This window comes from Shinella sp. HY16 (genome assembly GCF_028534175.1).
Lineage (GTDB): Bacteria > Pseudomonadota > Alphaproteobacteria > Rhizobiales > Rhizobiaceae > Shinella.
Genome location: NZ_JAHYXL010000006.1, coordinates 158583 through 182718 on the forward strand (window position 1 = coordinate 158583; position 24136 = coordinate 182718).

The window sequence follows — 24136 nt, forward strand, 5'->3', positions numbered from 1 at the left end:
GAGGCTTCGTCACCGGAATGGCCGGAGTGCCATCTCGCAACCCAGCAAAAGCAGGCAGACAAGGAAACCCCGGCGGAAGGTTGCCGGGTGGATGTGCCGCCGGATTCCCTGTCCTATCCCCATGCCGGCCAGGGCGGGCGCGACGGCGAGGAGTGAAGGCAGCAGGCTACCGGCTGGCAGCGCGCCGTGCAGACCGAGCGCGAGGGCAAGGGCAATCGTCGAGACGGTGAAGGAAAGGCCGAGCGCCTGGATCAGCGCGTCTCTGCCGAGGCCCAGGGACTGGAGGTAAGGCACCGCCGGAATGACGAACACGCCGGTCGCGCCCGTCACGATGCCGGTTGCAAGGCCGACGAGCGGCGAGGCGACGGCCTGCCACGACCGCGGCACGTGTTTTGGCCCGGCGCAAAGGGAATAGAGGACATAGGCCACGAGGGTGAGGCCGAGCACTGCGGTGGACCGGTTGGTGTCGCCGCCGGCAAGCAGGCCGGCGCCGAGGAACGTTCCGATGACAAGCATCGCCATCATCGGCCACAAGGAGCGAAGGACGGCCGTGAAACCGGGGCCGGCGAGCAATTGCCAGAGATTGGTGACGAAGGACGGGACGAGCAGCAGGGCTGCGGCGCTCAACGGCGAGATGAGGGCGCCAAGCACGCCCATCGCGACGGTTGGCAGGCCCATGCCGGTGACGCCCTTGACGATGCCGGCAAGGAAGAAGGTTGCGGCGACGATGATGATTTCGGTCTTGTCCATGTGGAGAGCTAGGTCCGGGCATGCCCGGTGCGCAAGCCGGAAGGTCCAGCGCCAGCCTCCGGTTTTTCCGAAGGTACAATCCGTGTTACGCTTCGGACATGCGCTTTGACCTAGCCGATCTTCGCCTCTTCCTGGCCATCGTGGAGGCCGGCAGCATCACGCACGGCGCCCTTGCCGCAAACCTTTCGGTCGCGGCGGCAAGCGAGCGGCTGCGGGATATGGAAGCCTCGGGCGGGGTGCTGCTTCTTGAACGCGGCCGCCGCGGCGTGACGCCGACCCGTGCCGGGGAAACGCTGGCGCACCACGCCCGTCTCGTGCTGCACCAGGTCGGCACCATGCATGCGGACATGTCCGAGCATGCGCGCGGGCTGAGGGCGACGATCCGGGTTCTCGCCAACACGGCCGCGATGATGGAGTTCCTGCCAGAACGCCTCGCCCCGTGGCTTGCGGCCCATCCCCGGGTGGATATCGACCTTTCCGAACGGCCAAGTCGGGACACCGTGGTTGCGGTGGCACGGGGGCTGGCCGAGATCGGCATCGTCTCCGATGCCGTCGATGCCGGTCCGCTTTCGACATTTCCTTTCGCCGTGGACCGCCTCGTCGCGGTGCTGCCGCAGGACCACCCGCTGGCAACGCACAAACAGATCGCCTTTCCGGACATGCTCGGCGAGACCCATATCGGCTTTGCCGGTGCACTGCAGGACCATATCGATCAGCAGGCCCTTCGGATCGGGCAGAAGCTCCGCATGCGCATCCGTCTGCGAACCTTCGAGGGGATCTGCCGCCTTGTGGCCGCTGGCGCCGGGGTCGGCATTCTTCCGGACGTTGCGGCCCGGCGCTACCGGCGCACCCTGCCGATCCGCTGCGTCCGGCTGAGCGCACCCTGGGCAACGCGTCGCCTGCTGTTGTGCGTTCATCAGTCCCGACCGCTCGATCCCGTCGCCCGAAAGCTGCTGGATCATCTGGCGACCACGTAGCGCTTGCCAGTGCTTTCAGGCAGCCATCGGACAGGCAAGGGCTTCCCTGCCGTTCTCCAACAGGAAGAGCCACGGAACGCTGGACACAGGCGATGTTACGCTATAACAAAACTACGTTACGTTATTACATTAAAAGGAGACCCTATGTCCCGCTCCAGTTCCGGCGCCTTTCTCGCCACCACCATCCTTGCGACCCTCGCCCTTCCCTACGCCGCCCATGCGGATGAGGAGCAGCGCGAGACCTGGCGGCTGTTTGTCGCCGATCATACCCAGCCCGTGGTTCGCGCCATCGATCTGGGCTCCGACAAGGAAATCGGCCGCTTTGACCTCAAGGGTTATGCGGCGCTTTCGCTAAGTGCGACAGGGCGCACCGTGTTTGCCGTACAGGGCGATCAGAACATGGTTCAGGTTATCGACACCGGCATTGCGCTTTCTGACCATGGCGAACACCGGGACATCGAGATCAAGGAGCCCAAACTCCTTTCGACGACGATCAGCGGCGAGAAGCCCGGCCATGTGGTGGCGCATGGCGACGATCTCGCGATCTTCTACGACCGCGGCGGCAAGTTCGATTTCGTCAGGGAAAGTGCGCTGCTGGAGGGCAAGGCGGACCTGAAGCCCTACGACACGACAGCAGCGCACCATGGTGTTGCGGTGCCGATGGGCAATCACCTGCTCGTTTCCGTGCCGAACATGGAAGCGTCGGTGAAGGAGGGGGAGTTGCCGCCCCGCCTTGGCCTTCGCGTGCTGGACGGGGATGGCAAGCAGGTGGGCGACGTCGCGACCTGCACGGGATTGCACGGTGAGGCGACCTCGGCACGCCTGGTGGCTTTCGGCTGCGCGGAAGGCGTGCTCGTTGCCCGCCCGGGTGGCATGGATGGCCCGAAACTCGATATGCTCACCTATGGCGACACGCTGCCGGAAGGCAAGGTCTCGACCCTGCTCGGCGGCACGTCCATGCAGTTCTTCCTGGGCAACTACGGCGACGACAAGGTTGTCCTCATCGACGCCGATGCCAAGCAGCCCTACCGTCTAGTCGAGCTGCCGCTTCGGCGGGTCGATTTCACCCTTGATCCGGCCAAGCCGCGGAACGGCTACATCCTGACCGAGGACGGCAGGCTCCACCTTCTTGACGTCGTGGATGGCGTGATCACCAAGTCCGAAACCGTCACCGAGCCCTACAGCAAGGATGGGCATTGGCGTGATCCGCGACCGCGTCTTGCGGTCGCCGGGGACCACATTGCCATCACTGATCCACGCAAGAGCCTTGTGCGGCTTGTCGATTCCGAGACGCTGAAGGAGACCCGCACCATTGCCGTCGAAGGACAACCCTTCGCGATCGTCGCTGCCGGGGGATCCGGCGCGAGCCACTAAGGCCGGTTGCCAAAGGCGTGCCGGTTTGACGCCGGCACGTCCTGACCCCTTGAACTTTTCGTGAAGTCCGGAAGCGCCGGCAGGGTCCGTTCGTATACCGCGCACATGGAGCCTTGTGCCGGGCAGGTTTGAAGCCTTCCGGCCGATGGCGACATGACGGGCAGGCATCATTCTGTCCACCAAGTACAGATGCGCATCGAAAGGATCACATAATGGACCGCAACGACCAGCAGGCTATCGAAGGCCTGTTCAGCAAACTTGCCGCTGTCGAACGCCAGGCCGGCCCCCGCGACGCCGACGCCGATCGCTTCATTCAGGACAGGGTGGGCCAGCAGCCCGGCGCGCCCTACTTCATGGCCCAGACGATCGTCGTGCAGGAGCAGGCGCTGGAAGCCGCGCAGCGGCGGATCGAGGAGCTTGAATATCAGGCTGTCAACAGCCCGGCGCAGCGCGGTGGGCTCCTGTCTGGCCTCTTCGGCGGAAATGCGCGGCCGCAGCCGGCCGCCATACGCCCCGCCGCGCCGCAGCAATCCCCCTGGGGTCAGAATGCCGGTGCAATGCCGATGCAGGGCCGTGCCGGCGGCGGCTTTCTTGCCGGCGCCGCGCAGACGGCCATGGGCGTCGCCGGCGGCGTCCTGCTCGGCAATGCCATCATGGGCATGTTCGGTGGCGATGAGGCACAGGCAGCCCAACCCGCTGCCGCGGAGGAGCCCGCCGAGGATGAGGATGGCGGCGACTTCGAAATGTGAGGTCGAACGCCCCAGCCGGACAGGGGGAACCCATGATGGCCGGGGCCGATACTGCGGAGGGTCGAAGGGCACCTTTGGTACAGTCCGGAACCCTAGCGCCGCCTGTAAACAGGCGGCGTTCTTTCTGCGTCCATGTATCCCTGTACCGCAAATGTCCCTGCCGGATTTTACTGCTGCACCGTTGCCCGCCTGCTATGGCGAAACGGCATGCCCTGCCCTACCTTCCGTTCGGATCGTCAGGTGGGGCGGCTGGTGATCCGCGTGACTTGCCGTAAACGGAGGTGTCGGCATGAAAGCTCTCGTCGGTGCGATCGCCATCTGTATCGCTCTTTCGCCAACGGTCGTGCAGGCGCAACAGAACGCCGGTGCGACGGCCTCCGGCCAGTCGCTGGAGGACCTCGACCGCTCCATTCGTCTCGACCCAAAGAACGCCGTTGCCTTCAATGAGCGCGGCCAGCTGCATCTCAGGATGGGCCAGCCCGATCGGGCGGTCGCCGATTTTGACGCGGTCGTGTCGCTGCTCCCCGCCAGCGAGACTGCGCGTCACAATCGCGGCATGGCCTATCTGTTTCTCGGTGACTTTCCGAAGGCGATCGCCGATTTCGATGAAGCGTTGCGGATCGACCCCAACCGAGCGGACACTTACCAGAACCGCGGCGTTGCCCATGTGCGGACCGGCGCGCTCGACAAGGCTATTGCCGATTTCAACGAGGCGATCCTGCGCAAGCCGACGGCCAATTCCTACAATTCCCGTGGTTCCGCCCATGCGATGAAGGGCGATTTTGTGCGCGCCATCGCCGATTACGACCGGGCACTCCTGATCGAACCGAAGCGGGCCGAGAGTTTCCAGAGCCGTGGCTCTACCCGTATCGAGATGGGGGAGATCGATGCCGGCATTGCGGATCTCGGCGAGGCCATCCGTTTCGATGACAAGCAGCCGGCCTATTACGACATGCGCGGGGTCGCCTATCTGCGGAAGCGGGATTACGCATCGGCGCTCGCCGATTTCAAGCGCGCCCTCGAACTCGATCCAACTCGTATCGATTCCCTGCGCAATCTCGGTGTCGCCCAGGCGGAGACCGGCGAGGCTAAGCTGGCCGTGGCGAGTTTCGACAAAGTACTGGCGGTCAATCCGAAGGACGACAAGGCGCTGTCGGCACGCGGCTTCGTCCTCCATCGCCTCGGCGAATTCGAACGGGCCTATGCGGATCTCGACGCAGCCCTTTCCCTCAATCCCGACAATGCCGACGCCTACAACAACCGCGCAGAGGCTTATCGCCGTGACGGCAAGCTGAAGGAAGCCTTTGCCGACCTCGAGTCGGCGCTGAAACTGGATCCGAAGCATAGAAACGCCCGGCACAATCGCGGCATCGTGCTTTTCGATCTTGGCCGATATGACGAGGCGATCACCGACTTCGACACGGCTATCACGATGAAACAGGCGGACGAGGAGACCTATTACGGCCGCGCCGCAATCTTCGTGAAGAAGAACGATCTCGCCCAGGCGCTATCGGATCTGGAGCAGGCGCTTCGCATCAATCCGGCATTCTACAAGGCCATCGACCTGCGCACCGAAATCAAGGGTCAGGTCAAGTGAGTCCCATCGCAAGGCATGGTCGCCGTCACCCTAAAGGACGAAATCGGCCAGCATTTTGACGTTCAACCCGGCGATGACAACCGCGATCAGGAGCGCGAGCGCCGTCAACCAGCGTGGTGCGACGAGCGCTCCCATTTTCCGGCGATCGGCGGTGAACATCACGAGCGGAAACACGGCGAAGGAAAGCTGGAGGCTGAGGACGACCTGCGTGAGGATGAGAAGCTGCGCCGTCCCGCTGTCGCCATAGGCAATGGTCACGCCGGCGGCCGGAATGATGGCGATCCCCCGCGTGATCAACCGTCGTAACCAGGGGGCCAGGCGCATGCGCAGGAACCCTTCCATGACCACCTGCCCCGCCAGTGTCGCGGTCACCGTCGAGTTGATGCCGCAGCACAGAAGTGCCACGCCGAAGAGCGTGGGGGCGAGGGCGATGCCGAGAAGCGGTGCCAGAAGATTGTGCGCCTCGCCGAGTTCGGCGATGTCCGTCCGGCCTGTCGCGTGAAAGGCTGCGGCGGCAAGAATCAGGATGGAGGCATTCACCAGGAGCGCAAACATCAGCGCCACGGTGGAATCGATCGTCGCGAACTTCAGCGCCTCGCGCCGCTCGGCAAGCGTCTCGCCATAGGCGCGCGTCTGGACGATCCCGGAATGCAGATAGAGATTGTGCGGCATGACGGTCGCTCCCAGAATGCCCAGCGCGAGGTAGAGCATGTCGGGATTGGTGACGATCTCGGTCGTCGGCGCGAAGCCGCGGATGACCTCGCCCCAGTCGGGATCCGCAAGGCCGATCTGGATGGCGAAGCACACGGCGATGACGCCGAGCAGGACGATGACGAAGGCTTCGAGCCAGCGGAAGCCGAGGCGCTGCAGGTAGAGGATCAGGAACACGTCCAGCGCGGTGATGACGACGCCGAGTTCCAGCGGGATGCCGAAGATCAGGTTGAGGCCGATCGCCGTGCCGATGACCTCGGCAATATCGGTGGCGATGATGGCGATTTCCGCCAGAAGCCAGAGGCCGATCGCCACGGGGCGGGAAAAGGCGTCGCGGCATGCCTGCGCCAGGTCGCGTCCCGAGGCGATCGCCAGTCGCGCGCACAGCGATTGCAGCACGATCGCCATGATATTGGACACAAGGGCCACGACAAGCAGCGTGTAGCCGAAGCGCGATCCGCCGGCGAGCGAGGTCGCCCAGTTGCCCGGATCCATGTAGCCGACGGCGACGAGATACCCTGGTCCGAAAAACGCAAGCGCACGCCGGAGCGTCGATGCATCCTTTCTGACCGGGATAGAGCGATGAACGTCGGACAGGGAGACCTCCCCGCCCGCATGCAGCCAACCTTCCCGACGGGTATCCATGATCCGATCCAATAGTTGCGAATGCTATTGCAAATCATTCGCATAAATGAGGTGGGCTCGCAAGGGTATGCGCTCTGCCCTGTCACCGGGCTTCAGCGCACGACGATGCGCGCCTTCGAGGGCACCCGGGTATAGAGGTCGATGACATCCTGGTTGATCAGCCGTACGCAGCCGGAGGAGACGGACTTGCCGATGGAGCTCCACTCGCGGGTGCCGTGCAGGCGGTAGAGCGTGTCTTCGCCATTCTGGAAGATGTAGAGGGCGCGGGCGCCGAGCGCGTTGTTCGGTCCGGGCGGTTGCCCGCCGTTTTCGACGGAGAACTTTGCCAGCTCGGGCTGGCGCGCGATCATTTCGGCCGGTGGTTTCCAGTGTGGCCACTTCTGGCGCCACTGGACGACACCTTCGCCTTCCCAGGCAAAGCCGGCCCGGCCGAGCCCCACCCCGTATCGCATGGCCGTGCCGCCGGGCTCCACGACATAGAGAAACTTCGAGCCGGTATCGACCACGACGGTGCCTGCAGGCTCGCCCGTTATGTTCATTACCCGCTGGCGATAGAATTTCGGGTCGATCTGTTGATAGGGAACGGCGGGCAACGTGTAGCCGCCATCCTCCAGGCCGGCATAGCGTGTCGCCAGTTCCTCTTCGCTCGGCAGCCCCATGGGGCGCCGGGCGGTGCTGGGCGTGATGCTCGTGATGCCGGCGGGAGAGAGGGTGGAACAGGCCGTGAGGGTCGATGACAGCATACCCAGGAGGAGAACCCGTCTGGATAGCGTGGAAGCCCGATCTTTCATGTCTTTCCGTTCCGTTGACGTTTGCATCATGGTTTCGCAGCGCCTGCCGGCGTCGACATCTCGATTTCACCGCGGATATGGAGCGCGCTGTAAGCCGTCACGACCAGGACAAAACTGGACAGGATGAGCAGCATGATCCGGTTCCGGCGCCGAACCCTATGCTGGCGCGCAGCATCGGTCGTCCGGTTCGCCGCCTCAGTTGGCACCATGGTCGTGCCCATCGTCGGATGCTTGGGGCATGGCGACGTCGGGAACGAGCTTCTCGATGCGCGCGCTGGCCTTCAGGTCGGCGATGATCTTGCCCACGGCCTGGGCCTCCATGCCGCGCCGCAGCTCCGCCGACACGGTTTCGAAAGCAGGCGGTTCGCGCTTGCGCCGCTCTTCCAGCTTCAGGACGTGAAGGCCGAAGGGCGTTGCGACGGGTTTGGCGGACGTCTCGCCGGCCTTCATCGCCGCAATGGCGGTCCCCAGTTCCGGCGGAAGCTGCTCGGCCGTCAGAAAACCGAGGTCCCCGCCCTTGCTTTTGGATGCGTCGTCCAGCGAGGCGCGTCCTGCCACCTCTTCGAACGGCGTTCCCCCGGCAATCTCCCGGATTGCCGTGTCCGCGCTGGCCTGATCCTTGGTCAGGATGTGCCGCACGCGCACCTCCTCGACCACCGGCATCGCGGCGACACGCTCGTCATAGGCCTTGCGCACCGCGTCTTCCGTCACGGCGGCCGCGGCGGCCTTGGTCAGATAGGCCTGCCTCAAGGCCTGCTGGCGGAGAAACGCCATCTGGCGCTTGAACGTCTCGTCGTTCTCCATGCCCTCGCGCAGCGCGGCATCCGAAACCACCTTGAGGTCGATCAGCGCATCGACGACAGCCGATTTCCTGGCCTCCGGTGTCGCCTCGGGGTTGGGATCGCCGAGGAACGAGGTTGCGAACGCGACATCGGATTCCAGAATTTCCGTATCTCCGACGCGAGCCGCAACCTGGTCCGCCCGTTCCTCGGCGAAGGCTGGGGCAGCAGCCAGAATGAGCCCTGCGAGAAGGGCATTCCTGATATGTCTGATGGTCATTTGCCTGCTCCCGCAACGAGGGGCTCGATGATGGAGCGCATCTGCTCGATCGGCATGACGCCGGTAAATTTCTGGCCATTTATGAAGAAGGTCGGTGTCGAATCCACGCCGAGTTCCTGGCCCCGCGCGGCAACGGCGTTCACCTTGTCGAGCAGCGCCTGGTCGCCAAGACAGGCCTCAAGGTCGGTTTCCTTCAGGCCCGTCATCGAAAGCACCGAGAGGAAGCCCGCTTTCCCGTCCTCCGCCCGCGCCCAGCGCGGTTGGTTGCGGAAGAGCAGATCGACCGTCGGATACCATTTGTCGTCGCCCACGCAGCGGGCGAGCATGAAGGCGGCGGTCGATCGCGGGTCGAAGGGGAACTCGCGCAGGATGAACCGGACCTTGCCGGTATCGACGAACTCCGCCTTGAAGGCGGGCCAGACTGTGAGATGGAAGTTGGCGCAGTGACCGCAGGTCATCGAGGCATATTCAATGACGGTGACGGGCGCATCGTCGCGCCCGAGGATCCGCTCCGGCAAGGGGCCGGGTTGCATGAGGTCGGGTACCGCCGCCGTGCCGGTGCCCTGTGCCATCACGCGGCTTGCCGCCAGCAAGCCCAGTCCTGCTACGGTCGATCCCAGAAATTGCCGTCTGTCCATGTTGCCTCCAAATCAAGGGAGCCGGATCATAAAACCTCTAGCTACTTGAGCTGCAAGTGCGCGAAAGCGCGCATTTTCGAGAATCCTGCAAAGGCTGGAAACTGCATGGAAATTGCCCCTGCTAACGGCTTGTTAAGCATAATGCCGCGACATTATCCTTCGAGGTCGGAGCTATTCGGGCGTTACGGGCATGCCGCACCGCGCAGTTATGAGATTGATCGTCATCCTGCTGATGTCGCTGGTCGTCTGCATCAGCACAACCGCGTCGGCCGCCGTCCGCAGCCATCCGTCGTTCGAGCCGCTGCAACTTGCGGTGAGCCTGACGACGGTAGATCTCGAGGACGGCCTGCCCGATCACCCGACCCCGGCGGACAGCTGTCATGAAGCCTGCAGCTGGCTCGTCGAATGGCACTGGCCAGGAACCGCTCCCGTCTATCGCTTCCGGCCCGATCGGGCTTCCGACCCGCGGGTGCCGGGTCCCGTCCTGCTGATCCTGCCTCCTCCCCGCGTGGCTTGATACAACAGCGCCTTGCCGGCCGATTGCGGACGACGTGCTTTCCGGAGCCGGCCGCATGGTGACCGGTGGGCCTGTCCCGCTTCACCGTATTTCCCCTTTTGATCGCGGGCGACAGATGGCCGCCAGAGGCGTCCTTCCCGCAGCAAGGATGATTTCCATGAGACGTCTCTTCCCCTCCGACATCGATCCCTTAGCGGTGCGCCTTGACCGGCGAAGCTTCAGCCTTGCCGCCCTCGCGCTGCTTGCCTCGCCAACGCTTGCCCTTGCCGAGGGAAAGAAGCGTGCGATCGAGATCGACGCGCGGTTCCTGCCGCAGCTGGTGAGCTCTCCCTATCCGGAAGACGCCGGCACCATCGTGGTGGTGCCGCAGGACCGCTACCTTTACCTCATCGAAGACGATGGCTTTGCACGCCGCTATGGGGTCGGCGTCGGCCGCGCCGGGCTGGCCTTTTCCGGTTCGGCGACTGTCGGCCGCAAGGCAAAGTGGCCAAGCTGGCGCCCGACCGACAACATGATCCGGCGCAACCCGAAGAAATATGCCCGCTATGCCGGGGGCGTTCCGGGCGGACCGAAGAACCCGCTCGGCTCCAGGGCCCTCTACCTGTTTCGCGACGGGCGCGATACGCTCTACCGGATCCATGGCACCACCGAGCCCTGGACCATCGGCAAGGCCGTTTCGAATGGCTGCATCCGGATGGTCAACGACCACGTCGAGGACCTTTACGAGCGGGTTCCCGTGGGAGCCCGGGTCGTGGTGATTGCTTAGGGGCGACAGGTGCTGCCTGGCCGCGGAACCTCTCCGGCCAAGGGCGGCGCCCCCGCGTTGCCGGCGCCATTGCGCGCGCCGGCGGCCTCCGCTCGGGCCCAGTCCGGGCGCTGCGTGGCAGGAGCCCGGGGCAGGGTTGGGGCATGGGCTACTGCCATCAACGGGTTCTTAACCCTTCATTGACCATAATCGCTGTCGGTGCCTGAGCGCCGTCATCCGCTTTCGATGACTGTATCTCGTTTGATTGGAACGTGTCGTGTTCGAGTATTTGTTGCCCGCGTCCTGGGCGAACGCCTTGCATGCCGTCGCAAGGAATGGTTTTGGCAAGGCCACGCGCCGGGCTGTACAGGCAGGTGCGATCGCCGCCGCCACGGCTTTGACCGCTGCTCCCTCCGCCGCCTTTGCAGAAGTCCGCTCGCTCAAGCTGTTCTTCACCCATACCGGCGAGCGTGCGACGATCACCTACAAGCGCAATGGCAAGTACGACCCGAAGGGGCTCGCACAGGTCAACCGCCTTCTGCGCGACTGGCGCCGGAACGAACCGGCCCGCATGGATCCGCGCCTGCTGGATCTGGTCTGGGAAGTCTATCAGCGCACCGGCGCGAAGGATTACGTCAACATCGTCTCGGCCTATCGTTCGCCGGCCACCAACAACATGCTGCGCGGCCGCTCGCGCAATACGGGCGTCGCAAAGAACAGCCAGCACACGCTCGGCAAGGCGATGGATTTCTACATTCCCGGCGTCAAGCTTGCGCGGCTGCGGGAGGTCGCCATGCAGCTGCAGATCGGTGGCGTCGGCTACTACCCGACCTCCGGCTCGCCCTTCGTGCATCTCGATGTCGGCCGTGTCCGGGCCTGGCCGCGAATGTCGCGCCAGGAGCTGGCGCGCATTTTCCCGAACGGCAAGACGCTGCATCTGCCTGCCGACGGCCGAGCTCTGCCGGGTTATGACCTGGCGATGGCGGACTACAAGCGGCGGGTCAAGGCGACATCCGTCATCGCCGCCAGCACCGCCGGAAAATCGAAATTCAAGGGCGAGGCCGCGGCGTCCGAAAACACGCTGCTCACCGCCATGCTGCCGACCCGCAAAGGCCGGGCCGAAGAGGCACTCGAGCTGCAGACCACGCGCCAGATGGTTGCCGAGGACCCACCGTTCTTCGACCTTGCGACGATTACCGCGCCGCTCCCGACGTTCCGGGCTGCAGCCGTCGAGCGCGTGCTGCCCGTGAACACCGCTGCGTTCGTTCCGTCTGCATCCTTCAGGGTCGTGCAGGGCACGGGCCTTCTGCGGCAGCCGACTGCCGCCGAGTCCAGCCTCACGGGTTCAGGCCCTTCCGGCACGCAGGCGGAATGGGCTGTTTCCGAAGCGGCGCTCTTCGACTGGGCGCTGGCGCCAGCCAAGGAACTGGAGCAGCTGCGCCTTCCGTCCAGCCTGCGGCGGATCGTGGCAAGCGCTGAGGACATCCGGCAGCCGCTGGGACGACAGGCCCAGCCCGCCGACCAGCAGACGACGTTCGACGAGAACCGATTCGGATGGGACGGCTGATGGCGTGATCCGGTCATTCGTGCCGGGCGACAAGCGCACCCGGCGGATCGACCTGCACCGTGACATGATCGATGTCGGCCTTCGCCTTGAGCCAGGCAGAGACCACCGGCGGCAGCGATAAGGGATCGACGCCCTCGGCGGGACTGACATGGACGGTTGCGACGATGCCCTCGTCGGTCAGCGTCCAGGCGTGAAAGTGGCCGGCTTCGGATACGTCCGGAAGGCTCCGCAAGCCTGCTTCTATCTCGTCCGCACGGATGCCTTTCGGCGTTGCCTGCAGGAGGACGCGGATGGAATCGGAAACGAGCCCCCAGGCCGACCGGATGACGAGGCCGGCGACGAGCACCGACAGGATCGGATCGAGCACACTCCAGCCGGTCAACATGATGCCGACCGCGGCAGCGATCGCGCCGACCGATCCCAACAGGTCGCCGATGACGTGCAGAAGCGCCCCGCGCAAATTGCTGTCGCTGCTGTTGCCCGACCACAAGGCATAGGCGCCGATCAGGTTCACCAGGAGGCCGATGGCCGCGACGACAAGCATGGGGCCGGCGAGGATTTCCGCTGGCTCGTTGATACGCTGGACGGCCTCCCACGCGATCCAGACCACCAGCAGAAGCAGTGTCGCGCCGTTGGCGAGGGCGGCGAGAACCCGCACGCGGTGGAACCCGTAGGTCCGCTGCGCATCGACCGGCCAGCGCGCGACACGATAGGCGATCAAGGCCAGCAGGAGGGCTGCCGAATCCGAGACCATGTGTCCGGCGTCCGCGATCAGGGCGAGTGACCCCGCAAGCCAGCCTCCGACGGCCTGCACGAGGGCGTAGCTGGCAGTGAGGATGAAGACGAGGCGGATCCGCCGCTCGTTCGATTGCGTCACCTCGGTTGCATGATCGTGGTCGCCGTCCGAATGGGCATGCCCGGTATCACTGCTCATGGTCTCGACATCCCCGTTCCCGTTCGTGGTGGCATTGACGGAAACTGGCGCGGGTTCCGGCTGTCGTCAACCGTGCCATGAGTGGACTGGCCAGAGGACGCCGTGCACCAAGGTGGTGTCCAAATGCCGCATATCGGCGCTGGCGGCCGCCGCTATTGTGACGCGAAGCCGCCTATAACGGCTCGATGGTTGGAGCTGGAGACGCAAGACATGCGCTTGAAAATGGTGGCAACAGGGGTTCTCGTTTCCCTGTCGCCGACCCTCCCGGCCGATGCGGCGACCGGGCGGTTTCCCCATGAAAACCCGCCCGCAAGCCTGGTGGTCGAACACGCGGAACTCCTTGTTGCCGACGCCGCGTCTGGTAGGGCGGAGGGGTTCCTGACGATCTGGAACGGAACGAGCGTAGAAAAGCGCCTCATCGGCGTCGCAAGCGAGGCGTTCCGGTCCGCCGCGGTTCTTCCTTCGCCGGAAGGCATGGTGGCGGCTGAAGAGTTTGTCCCGATTCCTGCCCATGCGGAACTGCGCATGAAACCGACTGGCCTTCGCCTTCTCCTCGCCGACCGGGTGACTGGAGAGGCGCCTCCGTCATACCGTCTCACGCTGACCTTCGAGGACGGCACGCGCCTCGCTGTCACGGCGGCGGTCGTCAGGGCGCAGGCCGAACTCACACGGCATCATCACGGACAGGCAGATCCCGGACCTGGAAATGGCATGGCATCGGGCCCGGATTAGCGCGGGGGGTCAGTGCCCTGGGCCCTGACATCCTCGCATTTCAATCCGGGCTTGAATGCCGGATTTCTGCCGATCCCGGCTGCAGGCAGGCCCGGCGCGTGGATGTTACGTGCCGGTGCGAATGCACTTTTACCAGATGAAGTCGTCCCGGGAGAGCTCGCCGAGCCGCGTGTCCTCGATGACGAGATGGTCGTCGCCTGCCTGGATGACGACGTCGTTGCCGGATTGCTTGGCCGCGTCGCGGATATCGGCATAGCTGTCGAAGCTGTTGTAGTAGGAGACGTCGATACGGTCGTCGCCGTTCTCGAAGTCGGTGACGATGTCGCGGCCGCCGTTGAAGACGAAGATGTCGGCGCCCTCGCCCCCGGTCATCGTGTCGTTTCCGCTGCCGCCGTTGAGGACGTCATTGCCCTCATGGGCGATGATGCGGTCGTTGCCGGCCTGGCCTAGGAGCTTGTCGTCCCCCTCGCCGCCGTAGAGCTTGTCGTTTCCGGCCCCGGCGCGGATCACGTCATTGCCCTCGCCGCCACTGATATCGTCGTTGCCCTTGCCGGTAACGGCGTGGTCGTTGCCTTCGGCCAGGCTCAGCCAGTTGTTGCCGTTGCCGGCGTGCAGGACATCGTCGCCCTCACCGCCCCACAGCTTGTCATTGCCGTTCCCCGAAACGATTCGGTCGTTGCCTTCCTCGCCATAGAGAAAATCGTCGCCGCCATAGCCGTAGAGTGCGTCGTCGCCCGAACGGCCGTAGAGATAATCCTGCTGGCTCGTGCCTAACATCCGGTTGTCATCGTCGTTTCCACGTTTCGTGACCATCTCGAAGCTCCTTTATACGCAGGCACGATTGCCCTGTTGCGGTGGAGTAACGAGGGACGTGGCGGCTTATTCCATGGAGATTCAATTTTTTGATTGTCGCGTTGGCGTATCAGGACTGGTGTAGACTTTGGCCACCGGCCGGCAGGCGCCGGTAGACTGCTCCGGCCGCGCCGGAATGAAGGCAACCCGGCCTATCGGCCCGCTTCGATCCGGCACTCGCTGCTTTCCGATTTAATGCCGATTGTCGCTGCGAAGCAGTGGAACCTGTCATTGGTCGCTGCGGGTGAAGTATGGCGCTACAGGTAGGCATATGAATTTCTCGGGAATCTCCCTTCGCGACCTCGAATATATCGTGTCGATCGCCGATCGCGGCAGTTTCGGGAAGGCCGCCGCGCAGTGCGGGGTCTCACAGCCCGCGCTGTCCTCGCAGGTCCGGAAAGTCGAGAGTTTCGTCGGGATCAACATTTTCGAGCGCACGACCAGACGCATCCTCATCACGTCTTCGGGGCAGGACTTCATCCGGCAGGCGCGCCGGGTTCTGGAGGAAGCATCGATCCTGACGAACATGGCGGTTCGTTCGGAGCAACCATTCGGGCACGAGCTGAAGCTGGCAGCCATTTCGACACTCGGCCCCTATCTGTTTCCGCGCATCATCGGGGCGCTCCGGCAGGCATATCCCGATACCACCCTTCTTCTCAGCGAGGGATTGACCAAGGACCTCACGGAAATGCTGCTGGCCGGGGAGCTCGACGCGGTGCTCTTGTCCCTCCCGGTCGCCGGCGCGCTCGAGCATACCGATATCTTCACCGAGCCGTTCTATCTGGCCTGCCCGAACGGACACCCCGCCGGACATGCGGACGGGCCGGGTTGGGAGGATCTGGGTGCGGGAGAACGGCTCGTCCTCAGCGAAGGGCACTGTCTGCGGGATCAGGCGCTCGACACCTGTTCCTTCATTGATCCCGGAAGACGACAGGCAACGAGCATCGAAACGTTGAAATACATGGTCGCCGCCGGCGAAGGATGCACGCTGTTGCCGGCGCTCTCCCTGAGCAGGACGGCCCCCGTCACCTGGCGGGCGATGCGTGGCACCGCCTATTCCCGTCGGGTCGCACTCGTATGGCGGCAGACTGATCCGCGGAAAACGGAGTTTTTGAGCCTCGGACAAACCATCGCTGCGATCGCGAAGGAGGCGGAAGGCGCAGCCTGAATGGCGAGGCATCCCGCAAGCCTGCCACTTGGGAAGGGCGTGGGCTCACATGGCAGGCCGGGCGCACCTTCATGGGCGTGCCCGGCCCTGTCGAATGCATCAGGTGCGGGACTGTGCCGTGATTGCGGCCGCCACGCCGGCGCCATAGGCCGGATCCGCCTTGCTGCAGTTGTCGATGTGGCGCTGGATTACGGCCGTGGATGCGCCGTTGATGGCACGCGCCGTATTTTCGAAGAGAACGGTCTGCTGCTCCGCCGACATTTTCCGGAAAAGGTTGCCGGGCTGCGAATAATAGTCGGTGTCTTCCCGATGGTTCCAACGCCAGGCGGCGTCGTGCAGCTTGAGCGGCGGTTCGGAGAAATCGGGCTGCTGCTGCCACGCGCCATGGCTGTTCGGCTCGTAGGAAAGGCGCCGTCCGCCATTTCCGTCGACGCGCATCGCACCGTCACGGTGGTAGCTGCTGAAGGGGCACTGCGGCGCGTTGACGGGAATCTGGGAATAGTTGACGCCGAGCCGGTAACGCTGCGTGTCTCCATAGGAGAACAGACGGCCCTGAAGAAGCCGATCCGGTGAGAAGCCTATGCCGGGTACGATCGTGCTTGGGCTGAAGGCCGCCTGTTCGACTTCGGCGAAGAAATTCTCCGGGTTGCGGTTGAGCTCCATGACGCCGACTTCGATGAGCGGATAGTCCGCCTTCGGCCAGACCTTTGTCGGATCGAACGGATTGATGGCGCACGCATTGGCTTCATCCTCCGTCATGATCTGGATGTAGAGCGACCAGCGCGGAAAGTCGCCGTTTTCGATACTGTCGAAGAGATCGCGCTGGCTGCTTTCGCGGTCGCGGCCGATCAGGTTGGCGGCCTCTGCATCGGTCAGGTTCTGGATGCCCTGCTGCGTGCGGAAATGGAACTTGACCCAGTGGCGCTCCTGATGGGCGTTGATGAAGCTGAACGTATGGGTTCCAAACCCGTGCATGTGCCGCCAGCTCTTCGGAATCCCCCGGTCGCTCATGATGATCGTGACCTGATGCAGCGCCTCAGGCAGGAGCGTCCAGTAATCCCAGTTATTTTCCGCACTGCGCATGCCCGTGCGCGGGTCGCGTTTGACCGCATGGTTCAAGTCTGGGAACTTGAGCGGATCGTGCATGAAGAACACGGGCGTGTTGTTGCCCACCAGATCCCAGTTTCCTTCCTCCGTGTAGAATTTCAGGGCAAAGCCGCGGATATCCCGCTCGGCATCCGCGGCGCCGCGCTCGCCGGCAACCGTCGAGAAGCGTGCGAACATCGGCGTCGTCTTGCCGATCTGCGAGAACAGCTTTGCGCGGGTGTATTTCGAGATGTCCTTCGTGACCGTGAAGGTGCCGAAAGCGCCGGCCCCCTTGGCATGCATGCGACGCTCGGGAATCACCTCCCGGTCGAAATGTGCGAGCTTCTCCAGGAACCAGACATCCTGTAGAAGCTGCGGCCCGCGAGGGCCTGCCGTAAGGATGTTGTTGTCGTCGGCAACCGGAGCGCCGAACGACGTTGTCAGCTTTGACATGTGTTTCACCTTCCAAAAATTGGGTTTTGGTCGGCCGACCGGGTAGGATTACTAGAGCCGTCGAGGGGAAACTAAAAAGACATTCTGCTTACCGGATATATAGGCTGAAGTTATGAATGTGTTTGCTGGGCCCTGTTCTGGTGTATTTACCAGGCACACTGGCGATTGTGCGGCCGCACTGTGGGAAAGCGATGGAAAGCTTCACCAATTTCTGCCTTGTTGTCCGTGCCGGCTTGCTGGAGACCATGGGCAACGCCTAAGTTCTGTCCTGAGCGCAGCAAGAGTAGATAGGCCGAATGGGAAAAGGAACGGTGCTTGCCATCGAGGTCAAACCGGAGGGCCGCGAGCCGGTGTTCCTGGCTTTGGTGCGGACGATCATCAACGAGATCGAGCGTGGCCGGCTGAAGCCCGGGGCGCCCCTGCCGGGAACGCGCGCGCTTTCAAGGAACCTGAAGCTCAATCGCAACACCGTTGATGCTGCCTATCATGAACTGGCCATGCAGGGCTGGCTGGTAACGGAGCCTTCCCGCGGGACATTCGTGGCGATGGATCTGCCCGACATGGCGATGCCGCCGCGCGCCTCGCCGCCGCAGGGTGTTGTTACCGGGCTGGCCCGGCCGGCCGCTCCCGGCATCCTCCGCCTGTCCGACGGCTATCCCGACGTCCGCCTCGTCCCCACGACGGCCTTTGGGCAGGCGATCCGCCGCGCGCTCAACAGCGCCGCCTTTGTTTCCGGTAGCGCCTATGGCGATCCACGGGGCAATGCAGCCTTGCGGGATGCCCTTTCGCACTACCTGCGTGACGAGCGCGGGCTGACGGCGGCAGCAGCCGATATCATGGTGACGCGGGGCAGCCAGATGGGCTTGTTTCTTGCAGCTTCCGCTGTCGCGGAGCCCGGCATTGCCATTGCGGTGGAGAGCCCCGGCTATCCTCTCGCCTGGGCCGCTTTCCGGGCCGCCGGTGCGGATGTCGTCGGCGTTCCGGTCGATGCGCATGGCATAGACGTCAATCTCCTGGAGACGCTGGCACAGACGAATGCCAGCCTCCGCGCCGTCTACGTCACGCCGCATCATCAATATCCGACGACGGCAACGCTGGGCGCGGCGCGGCGGATGCGGCTGATGGACGTTGCCCGGCGGTATGGCCTGCTCATCATCGAGGACGACTACGACAACGAATACCGTTTCGACGGGCGGCCGATCCTGCCGCTGGCCGCAAGAACCGATGAAGACCTGCCCATCATCTATCTCGGCTCGTTGTCGAAGCTGCTGGCCCCCGGCATTCGCCTCGGCTATGCGGTCGCCCCGCCGCAGATCCTGCTGCGCATGGCGGACAGGCGGGAAGCCCTGGATCGGCAGGGCGACTGGCCGCTGGAGCATGCGCTTGCCGACCTTCTGGCAGACGGAACGATCAAGCGGCATGCCCGCAAGGCCCGGCGGATCTACCACGCCCGGCGGGACCAGATGGCCCGAATGCTCGAAGAGCGGTTTTCCGATGATGGAGAGTTCACGCTGCCTGCCGGCGGGCTTGCGATCTGGTGGCGGCTCCGGCGCGGCCTCAGCGCCGAGACCTGGGCTGCCAACGCCGCAAGGCTGGGTCTTTCCGTCATGCCCGGCCTTCAGTTCGTGCTGGATACGGCCAATCCCGCGGAAGCGTTCCGGCTTGGTTTTGCCAGTCTCGACAATCGGGAAATGCTCCGTGCCATGGACATTCTTTCGCGTGCGAAACCCGTTGGATGAACGGCATAGCCGGTCCCTGCCCGTCATTCGACCGGCCTAGCGGACTTCTCCAATCCGTCCCTGCCTGCCTGGCCGCCCGATGAATAGAGCCATCCGCATGTGATGGAGTCTTCGAATGTCAGCTTTTCTCAAGATGGCGTGCCTTGTTGCGGGTCGTGGTGGCAGGCGGGCGGAGCCGGTGCCGGGTGCAGTGCCCGATCGCTTTGATGATCGCGAAGCCTCGGGCATGGCCGCAGGAACATGCGCATGAATATCGCCCTGTCGATCCGCAACGGCCTCGTGCCCATTCATCGCGCCGGGCGCCCGTTCATTGTGGCAGGGGTCCTTGCCACTGTTGCCGCAAGCTTTATCTGGACGCCCCTGGCATGGAGCGCCGGCCTGGTTACGCTGTGGGTCTGCTACTTCTTCCGCGATCCGGAGAGAACGACACCTTTAGAAGACGGGATCGTCGTGTCACCGGCGGACGGGCGGATCAGCATGATCGCCGAAGTCCTCCCGCCGCCGGAGCTTGATCTCCCGAGGGTGCCGATGCTGCGGGTCTCCGTCTTCATGAGCATCTTTGACTGCCATGTGAACCGCATGCCCGTCGAGGGGCGGATCCGTTGGATCGCCTATACGCCCGGAAAATTCTTCAATGCCGATCTCGACAAGGCCAGCCAATACAACGAACGCAATGCCATTGCGATCGAGACGCCCTACGGCGCCGTCGCGGTGGTGCAGATCGCGGGCCTGATCGCCCGGCGCATCGTTCACTGGGCCGCACCCGGAGACACGGTGGAGGTCGGCCAGCGTTTCGGCCTCATCCGCTTCGGCTCCCGCCTCGACGTCTATCTCCCCGCTGATGCGATCCTCCTCGTCACCGTCGGCCAGACGGCCGTCGTGGGGGAAACCGTGCTGGGCAAGTTGCGGGGCGTGCCTCCTGAAAGAGGGTACAGAACCGGCTGACCCGCCAGGTCGTTCGAAAAGGGGACCGGCATGTTCGCCCAGTCCCCTTCCCGGTGTTTGGAGCGCGCTTTCAGCCTGTCGTACCTTGAAGCCATTCGGTGCACATCTTTCGTGCGGCTTCGCGCAGCGCCGGGCCACAGCGCCGGGCATCCTCCCGCAAGACACGGGGATCTATGCCTGCTGCCGCAAGTTCAGCGGCATGGCCGATCAACCAGCGCTCAATACCGGCGCAGGCATCGACCTCGGGGTGAAACTGCAGTCCAAGGATGTTCGGCCCGACGGCGAAGCCCTGGGTGGCGCAAAGTGCGGTCGTGGCAAGGCTTGTCGCACCCTGCGGGATCTCGAAGGCGTCTCCGTGCCAATGCAGCACGGGAACGCCTTCCAGATGCCGAAGCGGGCCGAGCCGCCCGTCCTCGGTGACCGCAAGGGGGGAAAAACCGATCTCCTTGTGCCCCATCGGGGCCACTCTCGCCCCGAGCGCTGCTGCGATCTGCTGGGCGCCCAGGCAGATACCCAGCGTCGGACGCCGGGCGGCAAGGCGCGTTTCGAGAAGTTGCCGCTCTTCCTCGAGGAAAGGATAGGCCCTGGCTTCATAAACGCCGACCGGCCCTCCCAGAATGACCAGCAGGTCCGGGACTGCGGGATCCACGGTCCACAGCTCGTTCATGCCGAGATCGTAGTAGTAGATGCGGTACCCCGCCGCCGTCAGCACGGCCTCGAATGTACCCAGATCCTCGAAATGGACGTGGCGGATGACGACTGCCGTCTTCAGCATGGATGGCGCTCCCTCGATGTCCAGAACATCAGCCGAGTACGGACAGGTCTGCGCCGTGGTTGATGTGATAGACGGCGTCCCCTATCACGAGGGCGGGGACCGACTTGACGCCTGCATTCCGGGCTTCCGCAACGCGCTCGCTCGCCAGGCCCAGATGAACGGTTTCGACGGAGTACCGGGCGGGGTCGAGCGCACCGACGAAGCGCTGCTCCGCATCGACACAAACCGTGCAGCCCGCGTGATAGAATACTGCCTTCTCTGCCATGATCGTTCTCCTTTCAATGACACAGCGTGTGCTGTGTTGACGCTGTCAAAAGAAGGAAAACGGGGCCGTTGTTACAGGGCCGGATTTCTCACGCGGTCTGGGCCGGCTGGAGACCGTCGCGCCGGCGCCGCACGCAGCCGTTGACCGACAATTCGAGCGATTGCTTCCGGGGTCGGTCCAAAGCCCTGCAGCTAATCCAGAACAACGATGGCTTCGACCTCGAAGAGCATCGGGTCGATGACGAGTTTCGGAACGGGGACCAGGGTCTGTGCGGGCAAGGTGTCGCCGAACATCGCCTTGACGTTCTCGGTGAGCACGCCGAGCCTGGACATGTCGTGATCGACGACGAAGATCGTGAGCTTGGCGACCTGGTCGGGCCGGGCGTCGAGTGCGTCCAGGGCCGCTCCCAGGTTCGCGTAGGCCTGCCTGACCTGGACGGCAAAGTCGGGCGACAGAGTCCCGGTGCCGTCCTGTCCGCCCTGGCCGGAAATGTAGGCCAGCCGAGCGCCTGCAGGCACGATCACCGCCGTGCTGTAGCCGTTCGGTGTCGGGTCGTAGAGCCCTTTCGGATTGACGATGGTCAGGGCGCGCGCCGCTTCGCGCGCGGCCGTTGCCCTAGGGGTGCCCATGGTCATGATGATTAGTCCTCCAAGAACCAGTTGCTGGATTGCGCGCGACATCATTTTCTCCGCGGCCCGCAGGATTGAACTTCAGCACCGTACTCGCGCTATTGACTCGTACGGCGTACGATTAAATGATCCCGTACATCGTACGAGTCAACCCGGCGGGATCGACATTCTGTTGGGGCCGGCTTAAATCGTCGGTCTGATCGGCAAGGGAAACGGATGGTGGCCAAGGGTAGCGGCACGCGGAGCAAGGAATCCGTGCGGAAGGCAACACCGTCCCGGCCGGGTGGGGAACCGCAGGCGGAGCCGCCGCTTTCGCTGGAACGGATCGTGGCAACGGCGATAGACCTGCTGGACGCCGAAGGGGTCGACGGACTAAAGATGCGCCGCCTGGCCGATCGCCTCGGCGCGGGGGCGATGAGCCTCTACTGGCATGTCGAGAACAAGGAGGCCGTGTTCGACCTCGTGCTCGACGCCGTCTTCGATTGCCGCGGCATATCGGAGGTCGATGAGGCGCGGGGCTGGCGCCCGGAGGTGGTCCACATGCTGGAGGACTGGCGCGCGGTCATGCTGCGCCATCCCTGGTCGGCCGCGCTCCTGCCGCGCCGGGCGCTTGGTCCGAACATCCTCGGCCGGCTGGAACGCCTCGGCAAGGCCTTGTCGAAAGCCGGCGTCCCGGAGACCGAGCTGAACGCAGCGATATGGTCTCTCTGGAACTATGTACTCGGTGCAACCATCACCCGGGCGAGCTTCGACCTTTCGGCCGCTGACATGGCTGCCGGCCAGCAGCGGCTTTCCCGTCTCAGCGAACACTATCCGACGATCGAGCGCTCCCGCCTTCTGCTCGACAGCGATTGGGACGGCACTTTCCGGAAGGGCCTCGACTTCCTGCTGGATGGCCTTGCCCTGAAAAGATGAAAGCGGTAGGCGCTCAGCCGCGGAGGATCTTCTCCATCACCTTGCCCTTCGCGAGTTCGTCGATGAGTTTGTCGAGATAGCGGATTTCGCGCATGGTCGGCTCTTCGATCGTCTCGACGCGGACGCCGCAGACCGTACCCTTTATCGAGGTGCGGGCCGGGTTCATTCCCGGCGCCTGGGCAAAGAAGTCCTCGAAGCTGGTTTTGTTTGTCAGCTGTTCGTTCAAGGCCGCGGGGCTGTATCCGGTCAGCCAGCAGATGATCTCGTCGACTTCTGCCTTCGTGCGGCCTTTTCGTTCTGCCTTCGCGACATAGTGGGGATAAACGCTCGCGACGCTGACGGAATATATGCGGTGTCCTGTCATGCATCCTCCTGGTCGAACCCGCCCCGGTCTTTATGGGCAGGACGGGAATACGCGGGCCGTCAGGCCGTATGCAGCTTGCGCAGCCGGCCACTCAACCAGCGCCAGAAAGGGGCAATGGCCCTGCTGACGATGGGGATCAAAATGGCACCGGCAACGAGCCCGATGATACCGGAACCGGCGGCCTGGACCAGCCAGGAAACGAGGCCGTCGATGGCCGGAAGGGCGCGCGCCGCGGCTTCGCCGGCATCGTGCAGCGCATGGGCGGGCGCCGAAAAGCCGAACATCTCCGCACCATGCACCAGGATGCCGCCGCCGACCCAGATCATCGCCGCCGTGCCGACCGCGCCGAGCAGTTTCAGGAGGTAGGGCATGCCTTTGACGAGGCCGTGGCCGAGGAGGCGAAAGGTCCTGTCGATCGGCGTGCGCAACGGGCGGCCGGCGAGCCAGAGACCCACATCGTCCGCCTTCACGATCAACGCGACGACGCCATAGACGCCGGCCGTGATGACGATGCCGACGAGCGCGAGGATCAGTGCCTGCATGACGGGGCCGGCATCGGGCACGGAGGCGAGCGTGATCGCCATGATCTCGGCAGAGAGGATGAAGTCGGTGCGGATGGCGCCGGCGACCTTGCCGTCCTCGAAGGCTTTCGCATCGGCCCCTGCCGGGTCGAGCTGCTCCTCATGATGATGGGCGCCATGGGGCGAGACGAGCTCGTAGACCTTTTCCGCACCCTCGTAGCAGAGGAAGAGGCCGCCAGCCATCAGGAGAGGCGTGATCGCCTGAGGTGCGACGAGGCTGAGCGCGATGGCTGCGGGCAGCAGGAAGAGAAGCTTGTTCTTTAGCGAGCCGAGCGCGATCTTGCCGATGATCGGCAGCTCTCGTGCCGGCGAAAAACCAGTGACGTAGCGTGGTGTCACGGCGGCATCGTCGATGACGACGCCGGCCGCCTTGGCACCGGCCTTGCCGGCCTGTGCGGCGACGTCATCCAGCGAGGCTGCGGCAGCCTTGGCAATGGCGGCCACATCATCGAGAAGGGCAATCAGGCCGACGCTCACGAAAAACCTCCATCTTCGACGGGACTGGTCGGATCGAGCAATAGCCTCTTCGCAGGCCTGGAAAAAGCAAAAATACGCTCATTGTCGGAGAAGCGCTGCCG

Annotated in this window: 25 protein-coding genes; 12 read left to right on the forward strand and 13 right to left on the reverse strand. The window is 64.1% G+C overall.

Annotated elements, in window-relative coordinates:
- Positions 1 to 9: 9 nt before the first annotated feature.
- Positions 10 to 750, reverse strand: a complete 741-nt coding sequence (locus tag K0P03_RS32410; RefSeq protein WP_272791828.1) for a sulfite exporter TauE/SafE family protein — start codon at positions 748 to 750, stop codon at positions 10 to 12.
- A 98-nt stretch (positions 751 to 848) separates the two neighbouring features.
- On the opposite strand from K0P03_RS32410, the gene K0P03_RS32415 reads away from it, so the two are divergent.
- From K0P03_RS32415 to K0P03_RS32430, 4 genes are all read left to right on the forward strand, one after another.
- The gene (locus K0P03_RS32415) at positions 849 to 1727 is read left to right on the forward strand and encodes a LysR family transcriptional regulator (RefSeq protein ID WP_272791829.1); all 879 of its coding nucleotides are present in this window, start codon (positions 849 to 851) and stop codon (positions 1725 to 1727) included.
- Between the two features lie 144 nt (positions 1728 to 1871).
- The gene (aztD, locus tag K0P03_RS32420; RefSeq protein ID WP_272791830.1) at positions 1872 to 3101 is read left to right on the forward strand and encodes a zinc metallochaperone AztD; all 1230 of its coding nucleotides are present in this window, start codon (positions 1872 to 1874) and stop codon (positions 3099 to 3101) included.
- Between the two features lie 212 nt (positions 3102 to 3313).
- Positions 3314 to 3850 (forward strand): DUF2076 domain-containing protein, encoded by a 537-nt coding sequence (locus K0P03_RS32425; protein ID WP_023514031.1) that lies wholly within the window; start codon positions 3314 to 3316, stop codon positions 3848 to 3850.
- 289 nt (positions 3851 to 4139) lie between these two features.
- Entirely contained in the window at positions 4140 to 5447 is a 1308-nt protein-coding gene (locus K0P03_RS32430) for a tetratricopeptide repeat protein (RefSeq protein WP_272791831.1), read from the forward strand.
- 30 nt (positions 5448 to 5477) lie between these two features.
- Here K0P03_RS32430 and K0P03_RS32435 read toward each other — a convergent pair whose 3' ends face one another.
- The 4 genes from K0P03_RS32435 to K0P03_RS32450 all read right to left on the reverse strand — a co-directional run bounded on the left by K0P03_RS32435 (position 5478) and on the right by K0P03_RS32450 (position 9291).
- Positions 5478 to 6803, reverse strand: a complete 1326-nt coding sequence (locus K0P03_RS32435; protein WP_272791832.1) for an Nramp family divalent metal transporter — start codon at positions 6801 to 6803, stop codon at positions 5478 to 5480.
- 92 nt (positions 6804 to 6895) lie between these two features.
- A complete protein-coding gene (locus tag K0P03_RS32440) occupies positions 6896 to 7594 on the reverse strand; it encodes a L,D-transpeptidase (RefSeq protein WP_272791833.1) in 699 nt (232 codons plus the stop codon).
- A 195-nt stretch (positions 7595 to 7789) separates the two neighbouring features.
- Entirely contained in the window at positions 7790 to 8653 is an 864-nt protein-coding gene (locus tag K0P03_RS32445; RefSeq protein WP_272791834.1) for a peptidyl-prolyl cis-trans isomerase, read from the reverse strand.
- Positions 8650 to 9291 (reverse strand): DsbA family protein, encoded by a 642-nt coding sequence (locus K0P03_RS32450; RefSeq protein WP_023514025.1) that lies wholly within the window; start codon positions 9289 to 9291, stop codon positions 8650 to 8652. The genes K0P03_RS32445 and K0P03_RS32450 overlap by 4 nt, the downstream gene beginning before the upstream one ends.
- 214 nt (positions 9292 to 9505) lie before the next feature.
- On the opposite strand from K0P03_RS32450, the gene K0P03_RS32455 reads away from it, so the two are divergent.
- The 3 genes from K0P03_RS32455 to K0P03_RS32465 all read left to right on the forward strand — a co-directional run bounded on the left by K0P03_RS32455 (position 9506) and on the right by K0P03_RS32465 (position 12120).
- Positions 9506 to 9808, forward strand: a complete 303-nt coding sequence (locus K0P03_RS32455; RefSeq protein WP_272791835.1) for a hypothetical protein — start codon at positions 9506 to 9508, stop codon at positions 9806 to 9808.
- Between the two features lie 157 nt (positions 9809 to 9965).
- On the forward strand, positions 9966 to 10574 hold the full coding sequence (locus tag K0P03_RS32460; RefSeq protein WP_130518304.1) for a L,D-transpeptidase: 609 nt from the start codon (positions 9966 to 9968) through the stop codon (positions 10572 to 10574).
- Positions 10575 to 10869: 295 nt separating this feature from the next.
- Positions 10870 to 12120, forward strand: coding sequence for a DUF882 domain-containing protein (locus K0P03_RS32465; RefSeq protein ID WP_443020635.1), 1251 nt, complete (start codon positions 10870 to 10872; stop codon positions 12118 to 12120).
- A 13-nt stretch (positions 12121 to 12133) separates the two neighbouring features.
- On the opposite strand, the gene K0P03_RS32470 is transcribed toward K0P03_RS32465, so the two are convergent.
- On the reverse strand, positions 12134 to 13054 hold the full coding sequence (locus tag K0P03_RS32470) for a cation diffusion facilitator family transporter (protein ID WP_272791836.1): 921 nt from the start codon (positions 13052 to 13054) through the stop codon (positions 12134 to 12136).
- A 210-nt stretch (positions 13055 to 13264) separates the two neighbouring features.
- On the opposite strand from K0P03_RS32470, the gene K0P03_RS32475 reads away from it, so the two are divergent.
- Positions 13265 to 13786 (forward strand): copper chaperone PCu(A)C, encoded by a 522-nt coding sequence (locus K0P03_RS32475; RefSeq protein WP_272791837.1) that lies wholly within the window; start codon positions 13265 to 13267, stop codon positions 13784 to 13786.
- Positions 13787 to 13915: 129 nt separating this feature from the next.
- Here K0P03_RS32475 and K0P03_RS32480 read toward each other — a convergent pair whose 3' ends face one another.
- Positions 13916 to 14599: a calcium-binding protein gene (locus K0P03_RS32480; RefSeq protein WP_272791838.1), complete on the reverse strand. Its 684-nt coding sequence runs from the start codon at positions 14597 to 14599 to the stop codon at positions 13916 to 13918.
- A 310-nt stretch (positions 14600 to 14909) separates the two neighbouring features.
- On the opposite strand from K0P03_RS32480, the gene K0P03_RS32485 reads away from it, so the two are divergent.
- Entirely contained in the window at positions 14910 to 15806 is an 897-nt protein-coding gene (locus K0P03_RS32485; protein ID WP_023512426.1) for a LysR substrate-binding domain-containing protein, read from the forward strand.
- 99 nt (positions 15807 to 15905) lie between these two features.
- Here K0P03_RS32485 and K0P03_RS32490 read toward each other — a convergent pair whose 3' ends face one another.
- Positions 15906 to 17345, reverse strand: a complete 1440-nt coding sequence (locus K0P03_RS32490; protein WP_023512427.1) for a catalase — start codon at positions 17343 to 17345, stop codon at positions 15906 to 15908.
- 296 nt (positions 17346 to 17641) lie between these two features.
- Here K0P03_RS32490 and pdxR point away from each other — a divergent pair, with 296 nt between their 5' ends.
- Together pdxR and K0P03_RS32500 are read left to right on the forward strand one after the other, a co-directional pair.
- Positions 17642 to 19084 carry a MocR-like pyridoxine biosynthesis transcription factor PdxR gene (pdxR, locus tag K0P03_RS32495; RefSeq protein WP_272791839.1) on the forward strand — a complete coding sequence of 481 codons (1443 nt, stop codon included), beginning with the start codon at positions 17642 to 17644 and terminating at the stop codon, positions 19082 to 19084.
- Positions 19085 to 19330: 246 nt separating this feature from the next.
- Positions 19331 to 20029, forward strand: a complete 699-nt coding sequence (locus K0P03_RS32500) for a phosphatidylserine decarboxylase (protein WP_023512429.1) — start codon at positions 19331 to 19333, stop codon at positions 20027 to 20029.
- A gap of 70 nt (positions 20030 to 20099) precedes the next feature.
- On the opposite strand, the gene K0P03_RS32505 is transcribed toward K0P03_RS32500, so the two are convergent.
- The 3 genes from K0P03_RS32505 to K0P03_RS32515 form a co-directional block, all read right to left on the reverse strand.
- Positions 20100 to 20804, reverse strand: a complete 705-nt coding sequence (locus K0P03_RS32505) for a glutamine amidotransferase (RefSeq protein WP_023512430.1) — start codon at positions 20802 to 20804, stop codon at positions 20100 to 20102.
- 28 nt (positions 20805 to 20832) lie between these two features.
- On the reverse strand, positions 20833 to 21069 hold the full coding sequence (locus tag K0P03_RS32510; protein ID WP_023512431.1) for a hypothetical protein: 237 nt from the start codon (positions 21067 to 21069) through the stop codon (positions 20833 to 20835).
- Between the two features lie 191 nt (positions 21070 to 21260).
- Complete coding sequence (locus K0P03_RS32515; protein ID WP_272791840.1) at positions 21261 to 21749, reverse strand: RidA family protein; 489 nt, start codon at positions 21747 to 21749, stop codon at positions 21261 to 21263.
- A 165-nt stretch (positions 21750 to 21914) separates the two neighbouring features.
- Between K0P03_RS32515 and K0P03_RS32520 the strand changes: the two genes are divergently transcribed.
- Positions 21915 to 22613: a TetR/AcrR family transcriptional regulator gene (locus tag K0P03_RS32520; protein WP_272791841.1), complete on the forward strand. Its 699-nt coding sequence runs from the start codon at positions 21915 to 21917 to the stop codon at positions 22611 to 22613.
- A gap of 13 nt (positions 22614 to 22626) precedes the next feature.
- Here K0P03_RS32520 and K0P03_RS32525 read toward each other — a convergent pair whose 3' ends face one another.
- Positions 22627 to 22977 (reverse strand): DUF2200 domain-containing protein, encoded by a 351-nt coding sequence (locus tag K0P03_RS32525; protein WP_272791842.1) that lies wholly within the window; start codon positions 22975 to 22977, stop codon positions 22627 to 22629.
- A 59-nt stretch (positions 22978 to 23036) separates the two neighbouring features.
- Entirely contained in the window at positions 23037 to 24035 is a 999-nt protein-coding gene (locus tag K0P03_RS32530) for a DUF808 domain-containing protein (protein ID WP_272791843.1), read from the reverse strand.
- Positions 24036 to 24136: the final 101 nt, after the last annotated feature.